Below are 12,675 nucleotides of genomic sequence, written 5' to 3'. Positions count from 1 at the left end.
CAAACAAAGGACAGAAGGCATGAGCCGCAACCGCCTCGGCGACGAGAGCAGCCCCTACCTGGTGCAGCACCGGGACAATCCCGTCCACTGGTGGGCCTGGGGTCCGGAAGCGTTGGCCGAAGCCAAGCGAACGGGAAAGCCCATCCTTCTGTCGGTCGGGTACTCCGCCTGCCACTGGTGTCACGTCATGGCGCACGAGAGCTTCGAGGACGAGGCGACGGCCGCGGTGATGAACGAGCTATTCGTGAACATCAAAGTCGACCGCGAGGAACGGCCCGACATCGACGCCATCTACATGGGCGCCCTCCACCGGCTCGGCCAGCAGGGCGGCTGGCCGCTGACGATGTTCCTCGACGCAGACGCACGCCCGTTCTGGGGCGGCACCTACTTTCCGAAGCAGGGCGCATACGGCCGTCCCCCCTTCGTCGATGTCCTGCAGCGCATCTCGAACATCTACCGCCAGGAGCCAGAGAAGGTCGCGAGCAACGCCGCGGCCTTGGTGCACGCACTCAGTCACCGCCCGGTGACCGATGCAGAAACATCCGTCACCCATACTCTCTTGCGCGAGGTCACCCAGCGCCTGGCGCGGGTGGTGGATCCCATCAACGGCGGGATCACGGGTGCACCCAAGTTTCCGCAGTGGAGCTTCTTCTGGCTCCTGTGGCGCGGCGCCATCCGCTACAAGGACAAGTCCGCCGAGGCCGCTGTCACCAAGACGTTGGAGCGCATCTCACAGGGCGGCATCTACGATCACCTTGGCGGTGGCTTCGCGCGCTACTCGGTCGACGAGTTCTGGCTCGCCCCGCACTTCGAGAAGATGCTCTACGACAACGCACTGCTGATCGACCTGATGACGGAGGTCTGGCGCGAAACGCAAAGCCCGTTGCTTGAAGCGCGCATCGCTGAAACCGTCGACTGGCTCGCCCGCGAGATGATCGTCGACGGCGGCGGCTTCGCCTCCGCGCTCGACGCGGACTCGGAAGGCGAGGAAGGCCGGTTCTACGTCTGGTCGGCCACCGAGATCGAAGCCGTGCTCGGGCCGGAGCAGGCCGCCGTGTTCGGACGAGCCTACGACGTCACCCCCGAAGGCAACTGGGAAGGCCACACGATCCTGAACCGCCTCAACGCAAAGGGATCCGATCTGCCCGACAATGAAGCCGAGCTCGCCGCCCTGCGCGCAAAGCTCCTCGAAGCCCGCGGCAAACGCGTCCGTCCCGGCTGGGACGACAAGGTGCTCGCCGATTGGAACGGCCTGATGATCGCCGCGCTCGCGCGTGCAGGTGTCGTCTTCGATCGTGCACCGTGGGTGACGATGGCGAAAACAGCCTTCACCTTTGTTGCGGAAACGATGACGGTATCCAGTCGCCTCGTGCACTCGGTGCGTCACGGCCAGGGCCGTGCACCTGCCACGGCGAGCGACTACGCCAACATGATCTGGGGCGCGTTGCGTCTGTTCCAGGCAACGGGCGAGCGCACCTACCTCGAGACCGCCGAGGGATGGGTGAAGGTGCTCGATACCCACTATTGGGACGCGGACGGGGGCGGCTACTTCACCGCCGCCGACGACACCCAGGATGTGATCGTGCGCCTGAAGCCCGGCAGCGACGATGCCACCCCGTCAGCCAATTCGGTGATGGTGTCCAACCTGGCCATGCTCGCTCTCCTGACCGGCGACCAGACTTACCAGCAGCGCGCCGAGGAAACCGCGCACGCGTTCGCGCAGGACATGGCGCAGAACCTTGCCGCCCACACCGGACTGCTGGCGGCCTCGTTCGATCTCTTGTCGCCACAACTCGTGGTCGTGGCGAAGGCTGAAGGCGCCGACGACGGACGCGACCTGCTCCACCAGCTCCACGCGTTGTCGATGCCAGGCGCGGCCGAGCTCACGGTGGCGACCCCTCCGCCCACCTCGTCTCTCCCGCCTGTCGCCGCGCTCGACGGAAAATCGGCGATCGACGGCAAGCCGGCCGCCTACGTCTGCATCGGTCCCGAATGTGCCCTCCCCGTCACGACCGGGGCCGCCCTCAGAACCCTCATCGTCGAATTGCGCTCGACTACCTAGGGAGCATAACCTAAGCAGGAGATCTCGACGCGACGCCGGGGGTGTTTACCAACGCCGCCGAACTCGCGCTCTGAGCCGCCCGAACGAGCCTACACTCGAACGGGATTATGGGGTTCATGATGAGATCCAACGGTCTGCGCACAATCGTTCGGTACGCATACGTTCCCGCCATGGTCCTGGGGCTGAACGGCGCCGCCTACTACGCCATCGCCAACGGGCATTCCTATCTCTGGCTGCCGGCGCTGCTGGCCGTTGCCTTTGCAACCGCCTTCGCGGCCGAGCGCGTCCTTCCCGTGCACGAGGAATGGAACCACGGCCACGGCGATGGCCAGGCCAACGTCTGGCACACGATCGTCTACGAGAGCACCAGCGCCATCGGCGTGCTGATGATCCCGCTCGTGGCCTGGGCGTTGAGCATCACGCCCGGCACGCTGATTGGGCTCTGGCCCCGGGAATGGCCGATGTGGGCCCAGCTCGCCATGGCCCTCGTCGTCACCGATTTCACCTTCACGATGGTGCACTATTTCAGCCATCGCTTCAGTTGGCTCTGGCGCCTGCACGCGGTCCATCACGGTGTCTCGCGGCTCTACGGCTTCAACGGCCTTGTCCGCCATCCCCTGCATCAAGCCTTGGACATGGCCGTCGGGTCGGCGCCGATGGCGCTTGCCGGCATGCCCGTTCAGGTCGCCGCGCTGCTCGGGTTCGTCATTTCCATACAACTCATCGTCCAGCACTCGAATGTCGATGCCGCCCTCGGGCCGTTTCGCAATCACCTGTCGATCGGCAAGATCCACCACCTCCACCACGTCAACTGGGGCAAGGAGGGCGACGTCAACTTCGGGCTGTTCTCAACCGTATGGGACCGCCTGCTCGGCACGTTCGCGCCCGAGCCGCCGAGACCAATCCGCGCCGGCGACCTTGGCATCGACGAAGTGCCGGACTTTCCGACCACCTACAGCGCCCACCTTGCGTTCCCGCGTCTCTATTGCCCCGGAACCGAAATCCCGTATGCGCCGCCGCAACGGACCGCCGCCTCGGCGACGCCGGCCGCAAGGGCGCGCGGCGCTGCCAGTCCGGGAGAGATTTAATCTGACGTCTGAAACAGCAACGGAACGACCGGCGCGAAGGATCGCGCAGGATGAACTGTGCTGCGGCAATAACGTTCGTGATCGGATGATGCCAGAGTTACATGCGACATCTTAGCCCAATGAAGCAACACGCTGATCCGGATCAAATTGATCTGTCGAGCGTTACCCACCATTGGTCTTTCTCGACTGTTTACCAGCAACCGACTTTTGCATGCGCGGTTCCTGGCTCCCCGGTTAAACACGGCGACACCAACGACGCACTGAGGATGTGATGCAACCTGGACATTGGCAGACCATCGTCCGCTACGGCTATTTCCCGTTCATGGTGATCGGGTTGAACGGCGCGGCCTTCTTCATCGTGGCCAACGGCCACTCGTATGCGTGGCTCGCCCCGTTGCTGGCCCTTGCCTTTGCAACATCGCACATCGCCGAGCGCGCTCTGCCCTTCCACGAGGAGTGGAACCACTCCCACGGCGACGAGCAGACCAACATCTGGCACACCATCGTCTATGAGGGCACGAGCCTGACGGGCATCCTGATGATCCCGTTCATCGCCTGGCTGTTCAGCATCAAGCCCGGCGGACTGATCGGCATCTGGCCGCGCGAGTGGCCCCTCCTCGCCCAGCTCGTCCTGGCGCTGGTCATCGCCGACTTCATGTTCACGTTCATTCATTGGCTGAGCCACCGTTACGCGACGCTTTGGAAGCTGCACGCGGTTCATCACGGCGTCTCGCGGCTCTACGGCTTCAACGGCCTTGTCCGCCACCCGCTCCATCAGGCGCTCGACATGGCCCTCGGCACCGCGCCGATGGCGATTTGCGGCATGCCCGTCGAAGTGGCGACGCTCCTCGGCTTCGTGATCTCCGTGCAGCTCATCGTGCAGCATTCGAATGTCGATGCCGCCCTCGGGCCGCTCCGCAATCACCTGTCGATCGGCAAAATCCACCACCTCCACCACGTCAACTGGGGCAAGGAAGGCGACGTCAACTTCGGCCTCTTCCTCACCGTGTGGGACCGCATGTTCGGCACCTTCCAGCCGGAGCCGCCCCGTCCCATCACCGCCAACGACATGGGTATCGACGACGTCCCGCAGTTCCCGAAGTCCTACCGCGAGCACTTGGCGTTCCCGTTCCGCTACACGCCCGGAACCCCCTACGTGGGCCCGGCCAGCGCGCAGCCCGAACACCACGAGCCGGCCCACAGGCCGATGCCGACCACGCGCTGAACAAGACCTCTAGACGCGAAAAAGGCCGCCAGATCTTGGCGGCCTTTTTTGTTGCGAGAACGTCATAGCATCTTCATGCGGCAGATTAAGATCTGGGAATTCCTTGTCAAAACGTGGCTGAAATTTGAGCAGCGTGTAATAGACAGTGAAATATCTTTCAGGTAACGGAGGATTTGCAGCTATCAAAATAATGATTCGGGCGCTGCTTCATGTTTTCACGGGGGACGCACGATGTTTTCATCCAAGTCGACGGAGCTCGACGCGCAGCTTGCAGCCATCAATCGGTCCCAGGCGCTGATCGAGTTCTCCATGGACGGCACCATCCGGCACGCGAACGCCAACTTCCTCTCGACCGTCGGGTATTCGCTCGACGAGCTCAGCAGCCAGCACCACCGCATGCTTGTCGAACCATCCGAACACAGGCAGGCGAGCTACAAGACATTCTGGGAAAATCTCAATCGCGGCGAGTTCCAGTCCGGCGAATACAAGCGCCTCGGCAAGGGCGGCAAAGTGATCTGGCTCCAGGCCAGTTACAATCCCATTCTCGGATCGAACGGGAAGCCGACCAAGGTGATCAAGTTCTGCACCGACATCACCGAGTCAAAGCTCCGCAACGCCGATTTCCAGGGACAGGTCGCAGCCATCGACAAGAGCCAGGGCGTCATTCAGTTCAACCTGGACGGCACTGTGATTTCCGCTAACGCCAATTTTCTCGCCGCCACCGGCTACACCCTCGACGAGGTCAAGGGCCAACACCACCAGATGTTCGTCGAGAGTACGGAGCGCTCGAGCCCGCGGTATCGTGAGTTCTGGGCCGCCCTCAACCGCGGCGAATATCAATCGGCCGAATACAAGCGCATCGGACGGGGCGGCAAGACCGTCTGGCTGCAAGCAACCTACAACCCGATTTTCGATCCGTCGGGCGTGCCGTACAAGATCGTGAAATTCTGCACCGACATCACGAGCGCCGTGGAAGATCGTCTGCGCCGGGCCCGCATCCAGACCGAGATCGACTCGGATCTCGGCCACATCACCACCGAGATCGCGCGCACGGCGACCGAGGTCGTGAGCGCCGAAAGCGCGTCGTCCCAGACGGCGGCAAACGTCCAGGCCGTAGCCTCCGCCGCGGAAGAGCTTGTCGCGTCGGTGCAGGAGATCAGCCGCCGCGTCAACGAAGCATCCCAGATCTCCCATCGCGCCGTCCAGCAGAGCACCCACGCCAACGGCGTTGTCGCCGGGCTGTCCGGCACGACGGAGCGGATCGGGCAAGTCGTTGAGCTGATCAACACGATCGCGTCGCAGACCAACCTGCTCGCCCTCAACGCCACCATCGAAGCGGCGCGCGCCGGCGATGCCGGCAAGGGCTTTGCAGTCGTCGCCCAGGAGGTCAAGGCGCTCGCCAATCAAACGGCGAAGGCAACGGCGGAGATTTCGACCCAGATCGCAACCGTCCAGAGCGGCACCCACGATGCCGTGGCCGCCATCCGGGAAATCTCCGACATCATCGCGTCGATCAACGACATTTCGCAGGGCATTGCGGCCGCCGTGGAAGAACAGGGCGCCGTCACCCAGGACATCTCCGCGAACATGCAGACCGCATCCCAAGGTGTGCACGAAATCTCGGAGAACATGCGCCGCATCGCCGCTTCAGCGGCGACCGCCAACACTTCGACGCAGAAGGTGAAGACCGCGTCTCAAGCCCTCGTCGCCTGATCTCGCACGAGACAAAAAAGCGGCGGGTCGCCTGACCCGCCGCTTTTTCATGTCGCCAGAGAGACTGATCGTTTCCCGTCTCAGGTATTCATCGACTGGAAGAACTCGCCGTTGGTCTTGGTCGAGCGCAGCTTGTCGAGCAGGAACTCGATGGCGTCCATCGTTCCCATCGGATTGAGGATGCGCCGCAGCACGTAGACCTTCTTGAGCTGATCCTTCGGCACCAGCAGGTCTTCCTTGCGCGTGCCCGAGCGCGCCACGTCGATCGACGGGAAAACGCGCTTGTCGGAGACCTTGCGGTCGAGAATGATTTCCGAGTTGCCCGTGCCCTTGAACTCTTCGAAAATGACCTCGTCCATGCGGCTGCCGGTATCGACCAGCGCGGTCGCGATGATGGTCAGAGAGCCACCCTCTTCGATGTTGCGGGCCGCACCGAAGAAGCGCTTCGGGCGCTGCAGCGCGTTGGAGTCGACGCCGCCCGTGAGCACCTTGCCGGAAGACGGAACGACCGTGTTATAGGCGCGGCCGAGGCGCGTGATGCTGTCGAGCAGAATGACGACGTCGCGCTTGTGCTCGACGAGGCGCTTGGCCTTCTCGATCACCATTTCCGAAACCTGCACGTGGCGCGAGGCCGGCTCGTCGAACGTCGAGGAGATCACCTCGCCCTTCACCGAGCGCTGCATGTCGGTGACTTCCTCGGGCCGCTCGTCGATGAGCAGCACGATGAGGTAGCACTCGGGATGGTTGGCGGTGATCGAGTGGGCGATGTTTTGGAGCAGCACCGTCTTACCGGTGCGCGGAGGCGCCACGATGAGGGCGCGCTGGCCTTTGCCGAGAGGAACGACGATGTCGATGACGCGGGCGGAGAGATCGCGGATGGTCGGGTCTTCGATTTCCATCTTGAGCCAGCTCGTCGGATAGAGCGGCGTCAGGTTGTCGAAGTGGATCTTGTGCTTGGTGGCTTCGGGATCTTCGAAATTGATCCGGTTGACCTTGAGCAGAGCGAAGTAGCGCTCGCCATCCTTCGGGCTTCTGATCTGGCCCTCGACGGTGTCGCCCGTGCGGAGCGCGAAGCGGCGGATCTGCGAAGGCGAGATGTAGATGTCGTCCGGGCCGGGCAGGTAGTTCGCGTCCGGCGAACGCAGAAAGCCGAAGCCGTCCTGAAGAACCTCGACGACGCCGATGCCGGTGATGTCCACCTCTTTGGCAGCGAGCTGCTTCAAGGTTGCGAACATCAGCTCCTGCTTGCGCAGCGTGCTGGCATTTTCGACGCCGACTTCTTCGGCAAAGCTCAACAGCTCGGTGGGGGACTTAAGCTTGAGGTCCTCGAGCTTCATTTCGGTCATGAACCGCTCCATAGCAGCCACGGCGAAGGGGGGAGAGAGGGTCGCCGGTAGCCGGAAAGGTGGGGAATTGTGAGAGGTGGCTGGAAAGCCGGTTGGCCGAAGCGCGGTGCGCCTTGCAGCCAACATCCCGGCCGGAGAGACCAGGGGTCGATTCGATCCTTCTCTCTATAGCAAACGAATTTGGTGAGCGAAAGCGTTACCAGCCAAACGCAAGAGCTTTAAAACGGTTTCACGATCACGAGGATAACGATGAAGATCATGAGCGCGGTCGGCACCTCGTTCCAGAGCCGCCAGCGCGCGGCCGGCACCGTGTTGCGGTCTTCGGCGAACCGCCGCGCCGAGGCCGAGAAGAAACCATGAACGCCTGACATCGCGAAAACGAGCGCGAACTTGGCGTGGAACCAGCCCGAGGAAAAGTACCCGCCCTGCCAGGCCAACCACAGGCCGATCACCCAGGTCGCGATCATCGCCGGCGTGATGATGATCGCCAGCAGCCGCTGCTCCATCACCTTGAGCGTCTCGGAGAGCTCCGATCCGGGCGCCGCCCCGCAATGGTAGATAAACAGGCGCGGCAGGTAGAGCATGCCCGCCATCCACGAGATGACGGCGATCACATGCAGCGCCTTGAGCCAGTTGTAGGCATTCGGGCCGGCCAGATAGGCGATCACCGCGCCGAACCCGATCACGGAGGCGAACGCAATGGCGGCCCGCTTGCCGGAACTGTCACCCTGCGCTGTCTCAGCCATCGGATCGATCCTTCACCCGAAACTCCCCAGCGCGCGGGCGGTCACCCCCCGCGCCGGACCCGCTCGACCAGCTTGGCCACGTGCTCCGGCGGCGTTTGTGGCACGATTCCATGCCCCAGGTTGAATATGAATCTCTTGTCGCGCATCAGGTCGAGGATCTCGTCCACCCGCTCGTCGAGCCTCGCCCCGCCTGCCACCAGCAGCAGCGGATCGAGATTGCCCTGGATGACCACGTCCTCCTCGTCGAAGGCCTCGCTCATCACGAACGGCGGCGTCGCCGTATCGCAGCCGATGCCGTTGACGCCCGTCTCCGACACGTACCAGACCGCCGTCGCGCCCGCGCCGCGCGGAAAGCCGATGACCGGCACATCCGGGTGCATGTCCTTGAGCGCTTCACGGATCGTCCGGGTCGGCGCCACGACCCAGCGGTCGAACTCGTCATCTGGCAGAGAACCGGCCCAAGTATCGAAAATCTGGAGACAATCCGCGCCCGCTTTGACCTGCCGGTCGAGATAGTCGATCGAGGCCGCGGTCAAAAGATCGATGAGCTGGTCGAACCCTTCCGGGTCGCGATAGGCCCACAGCCGCGCTTCCGCCTGGTCCGCCGAGCCCTGCCCCTGGACCATGTAGGTCGCGACCGTCCACGGCGCGCCGCAGAACCCGATCAGCGCCGTTTCGCTCGGCAGATCCTGCCGCAGGCGCTGCACCGTCTCGGCAATGATATCGAATTTGCCCGACGTGCCCTTGAGATCGAGCCGCGCGAGGTCGGCGACCGACCGGATCGGATCGAGCCGGGGGCCCTCGCCGTCCTCGAACCGCACGCCCTGCCCGAGCGCATCCGGAACGATCAGAATATCCGCGAACAGAATAGCCGCATCGAAGCCATAGCGGCGGATCGGCTGCAGCGTCACTTCGGCGGCGAGCTTCGGATTGTAACAAAGCTTGAGGAAGCTACCGGCCTCCGCCCGCGTGGCGCGGTACTCCGGCAGATAGCGCCCCGCCTGCCGCATGAGCCAGATCGGGGGCACGTCGAGCGTCTGACCACGGAACGGTGCCAGAAATCGCCTCTCGACTGCCGAGCCTGCCCCGGCCTGTCCTCTCTCGCTCATGATCTTCCCTTCAATAAAAGATTAAGAATCTTAAGGTTATTTTTATTGTTATTAGGGCTGGGGGTTCTGGGCATTGCACCGTTTTCCCCGTGCCGTCCCAAGCCTCTCAAGCGCTGGATCGCCAACGCGCAAGACCTTGGGTGCCGTTCGGATCGGCGCCACTAGGCCCGGCAGAGGCTATGCGAGTCAACAGCTTGTCGCCCACCCAGCGCATCACGTCTCTGGGGATGCCTTGTGGATTGACCGTGATGGCCTGTCGAGGATCATGTCATCCACGGGGAAGAGCCTCGCCACAGAAATTTGCTTCACATCGGCTGTAATCGGGGTATCCCGGTGGACAACCAGCACACGTTGCCAACGGCAGGCACAACTCCGGCCGTGACGAACCGAATACAAGGCTTCTGATCCACAGATGGCCCACAGCCAGCCGAGCTATTTCCACCTCCACCTCGTGTCGGATTCTACGGGCGAGACGCTGACCACCATCGCCAAGGCGGCGTCGGTGCAATACGCGCAGATCCGGCCGATCGAGCATGTGCACCCCCTCGTGCGCAATGCGCGCCAGTTGAAGCGCGTACTGCAGGAGATCGAGCAGGCGCCCGGCATCGTGCTCTACACGATCGTCAATCTCGATTTGATCGCTGCGCTCGAGCTCAAGTGCAAAGAGCTGAAGGTGCCGTGCCTGGCGGTGCTGCAACCGATCATGCAGGTGTTCGAATCGTACCTTGGCGCGCCCAAGACGCCGCGCGTCGCCGGCCAGCACGTGCTCGACGCGGACTATTTCCGTCGCATCGACGCGCTCAACTTCACCATGGCGCATGACGACGGCCGCCTGCCGGAAGACCTCAACGACGCCGACATCATCCTGCTCGGCATTTCGCGCACGTCGAAAACGCCGACGAGCATCTATCTCTCGCAGCGCGGATACAAGACGGCGAACGTGCCGCTCGTGCCGTCGCTGCCGTTCCCCGAGCAGATCGCGAGCCAGCATTCCGCGTTCGTCGTCTGCCTGATCGCGAGCCCGGACCGGATCGCCGAAGTCCGCCGCAACCGCGCACTGCTGCTGGCCGATCGCGACCTCGACGACTACGTCGACCGCAGCCGGATCGCCGCCGAGATCACCTACACCCGCAAGCTCTGCGCCAAGCACGGCTGGCCGGTGATCGACGTCACGCGCCGCTCGGTCGAAGAAACGGCCGCGACCATCATTCGCCTGATGCAGGACCGCGAGGCGGGCGCGAGTGACGATTCGGAGACGGTGCCGCCCGAGCCGGCAAACGAGCCGACCCATGGTGAGTGAGGCGCGAAATCTGATCCTGGCCTCCGGCAGCGCCACGCGGCGCGCCATGCTGGAAGCTGCCGGCCTCGCCTTCACGGTCGATCCGGCGAACGTGGACGAAGCGGACATTCGCGATCAGGTGCTTGCGGCCGGCGGATCGCACAGCCAGGTCGCGGGGCGGCTCGCAGAAGAAAAAGCGAAAGCCGTGAGCGCCCGCCATCCCGGCGCGCTCGTCATCGGCGGCGATCAGGTCCTCTCCTTCGAAGGACGGCTGCTCGAAAAAGCAGCATCGATGCGCGAAGCCCGCGAGGTTCTGGGCGCGTTGCGCGGCAAGTCCCACACGCTCTATTCCAGTGCGTCGCTGGCACGCGATGGGGAAGAGCTCTGGCGCGAGAGCGCCGCCGCGCACCTGACGATGCGCGCCTTCAGCGACGCCGCGCTCGATGCCTATCTCGCGAAAGTGGGCGATGTCGTGCTGTCGTCCGTCGGCGCATACCAGATCGAGGGACCGGCCATTCAGCTCTTCGAAAGCGTCGATGGCGCCCACGCAACGATCCTGGGCCTGCCGTTGGTGCCGTTGCTTGGCGAGCTGCTTCGCCGGAAGGTGCTCGTGTCATGACGAAAAGCCCAAAGCATGCGTGTGTCATCGGCTGGCCGATCGAGCATTCGCGCTCGCCCGCCATTCACGGCTATTGGCTCGCGCGCTATGGGATCGACGGCACGTATACAAAGCGGGCCGTGCCGCCGGACACCGTCGAAACGTTCTTCACATCCTTGGCGAGCGAGGGCCTGTCCGGCTGCAACGTCACGATTCCGTTCAAGGAAACGGCCTTCCGTCTCGTCGATGAGCGCGACGCCTCGGCGACTGCTGTTGGCGCCGCGAACACGCTGTGGATCGAGGGCGGCAAGCTGCATGCGTCGAACACGGACACCTACGGTTACATGACCTATCTTGGCCTCGAAGCCGAGGATTGGTCCCGCCGCGACGCACCCGTGTCGATCCTCGGCGCGGGAGGTGCCGCGCGCGCCATCATTCACGGGTTCCTCGAGGCGGGCGTGTCCGAGATCCGCCTGTTCAATCGCTCCGCCGAACGCGCCGAAGTCCTGGCGCAGGCCTTCGGGCCGCGCATCAAGGTGATGCCGTGGGATCAGCGCTCGCGCGCCTCGACCGAAGCCTCCGTGCTCGTCAACACCACGTCCGTCGGCCTCAAGGGCGCCGGTTCGCTGGACCTCGATTTCACGGACTTCCATCCCGACTGCATCGTCTCCGACATCGTCTATGCACCGCTGGAAACCGGCCTGATCCGCGACGCACGCCGGCATGGCCTGCGCACCGTCGATGGCCTCGGCATGCTGCTGCACCAGGCCGTGCCGGGTTTCGAGAAATGGTTCGGCGTCCGCCCCGAGGTGACGGACGAACTCTATGACCGCATCGCCGCCGACATCGAGGGTGCGTGATGCGGATCGTCGGCCTCACCGGTTCGATCGGCATGGGCAAGTCCGCCGTCGCGGCCATGTTGCGCGCCCGCGGCGTGCCGGTGTTCGATGCCGACCAGGAGGTGCACCGCCTGTACGAGGGCGATGCGGTGCCGAAAGTCGAGGCGGCATTTCCGGGCACCACGGCGGACGGCCGCGTCGATCGCACCCGCTTGGCCGCCAGCCTTGCGCGTGACCCGGCGCGCTTCCGGGAGCTGGAACAGATCGTCCATCCTCTCGTGCGCCGCGCCGAGCAGGCTTTCCTCGACGAGATCAAGAAATGGGATGGCTCGATCGCCGTCCTTGAAATTCCACTGCTCTATGAAACCGGGCTCGACGCTCATGTCGATCAGGTCGTAGTCGTCTCCGCCCCGCCGGAGGTCCAGCGTGAACGCGTGCTCGCGCGCCCGGGCATGACGGCCGCGCGCCTCGATGCCCTGCTCGAGCGGCAACTCCCGGACGCCGAAAAGCGCCGCCGCGCCGACTTTGTTGTGGACACTGGGGGCACGCTGGCCGACAGCGAGGCCCAGGTCGATGCTATCCTGGACGCGTTGCAGTCGCGTCCCGCCGAAGCCTACGCGCGCCACTGGCGTTGAAGCGCACCGTCCTCGAACGGTCTGAGTACCCGGCG

The 12,675-nt window shown here is 64.0% G+C and carries 11 protein-coding genes; 8 read left to right on the top strand and 3 right to left on the bottom strand.

Annotated features, from left to right (window positions below):
• Positions 1-19: 19 nt before the first annotated feature.
• The 4 genes from K2Y42_RS13325 to K2Y42_RS13310 all read left to right on the top strand — a co-directional run bounded on the left by K2Y42_RS13325 (position 20) and on the right by K2Y42_RS13310 (position 6,088).
• On the top strand, positions 20-2,062 hold the full coding sequence (locus tag K2Y42_RS13325; RefSeq protein ID WP_291153238.1) for a thioredoxin domain-containing protein: 2,043 nt from the start codon (positions 20-22) through the stop codon (positions 2,060-2,062).
• Positions 2,063-2,178: 116 nt separating this feature from the next.
• The gene (locus K2Y42_RS13320) at positions 2,179-3,150 is read left to right on the top strand and encodes a sterol desaturase family protein (RefSeq protein ID WP_291153235.1); all 972 of its coding nucleotides are present in this window, start codon (positions 2,179-2,181) and stop codon (positions 3,148-3,150) included.
• Positions 3,151-3,421: 271 nt separating this feature from the next.
• Entirely contained in the window at positions 3,422-4,375 is a 954-nt protein-coding gene (locus tag K2Y42_RS13315; protein WP_291153232.1) for a sterol desaturase family protein, read from the top strand.
• A gap of 231 nt (positions 4,376-4,606) precedes the next feature.
• Entirely contained in the window at positions 4,607-6,088 is a 1,482-nt protein-coding gene (locus tag K2Y42_RS13310) for a PAS domain-containing methyl-accepting chemotaxis protein (RefSeq protein WP_291153229.1), read from the top strand.
• An 80-nt stretch (positions 6,089-6,168) separates the two neighbouring features.
• Here K2Y42_RS13310 and rho read toward each other — a convergent pair whose 3' ends face one another.
• From rho to hemE, 3 genes are all read right to left on the bottom strand, one after another.
• Positions 6,169-7,434 (bottom strand): transcription termination factor Rho, encoded by a 1,266-nt coding sequence (rho, locus tag K2Y42_RS13305; protein ID WP_291153227.1) that lies wholly within the window; start codon positions 7,432-7,434, stop codon positions 6,169-6,171.
• 218 nt (positions 7,435-7,652) lie between these two features.
• On the bottom strand, positions 7,653-8,180 hold the full coding sequence (hemJ, locus tag K2Y42_RS13300) for a protoporphyrinogen oxidase HemJ (RefSeq protein ID WP_291153224.1): 528 nt from the start codon (positions 8,178-8,180) through the stop codon (positions 7,653-7,655).
• Between the two features lie 41 nt (positions 8,181-8,221).
• Positions 8,222-9,289, bottom strand: a complete 1,068-nt coding sequence (gene hemE / locus K2Y42_RS13295) for a uroporphyrinogen decarboxylase (RefSeq protein ID WP_291153221.1) — start codon at positions 9,287-9,289, stop codon at positions 8,222-8,224.
• A gap of 412 nt (positions 9,290-9,701) precedes the next feature.
• Between hemE and K2Y42_RS13290 the strand changes: the two genes are divergently transcribed.
• The 4 genes from K2Y42_RS13290 to coaE are packed head-to-tail and all read left to right on the top strand — an operon-like array spanning position 9,702 to position 12,640.
• Positions 9,702-10,589, top strand: a complete 888-nt coding sequence (locus K2Y42_RS13290) for a pyruvate, water dikinase regulatory protein (RefSeq protein WP_291153218.1) — start codon at positions 9,702-9,704, stop codon at positions 10,587-10,589.
• A complete protein-coding gene (locus K2Y42_RS13285; protein WP_291153215.1) occupies positions 10,579-11,187 on the top strand; it encodes a Maf family protein in 609 nt (202 codons plus the stop codon). Before K2Y42_RS13290 ends, K2Y42_RS13285 begins: the two co-directional genes overlap by 11 nt.
• On the top strand, positions 11,184-12,026 hold the full coding sequence (locus tag K2Y42_RS13280) for a shikimate dehydrogenase (RefSeq protein WP_291153211.1): 843 nt from the start codon (positions 11,184-11,186) through the stop codon (positions 12,024-12,026). The genes K2Y42_RS13285 and K2Y42_RS13280 overlap by 4 nt, the downstream gene beginning before the upstream one ends.
• On the top strand, positions 12,026-12,640 hold the full coding sequence (gene coaE / locus K2Y42_RS13275) for a dephospho-CoA kinase (protein ID WP_291154055.1): 615 nt from the start codon (positions 12,026-12,028) through the stop codon (positions 12,638-12,640). Before K2Y42_RS13280 ends, coaE begins: the two co-directional genes overlap by 1 nt.
• Positions 12,641-12,675: the final 35 nt, after the last annotated feature.

Origin of the sequence: Hyphomicrobium sp., from assembly GCF_019744875.1 — a bacterium.
Taxonomy (GTDB): domain Bacteria; phylum Pseudomonadota; class Alphaproteobacteria; order Rhizobiales; family Hyphomicrobiaceae; genus Hyphomicrobium_C.
Note: the sequence above shows the minus strand (reverse complement) of the source record. Positions and strands in the feature narration are given on the sequence as shown.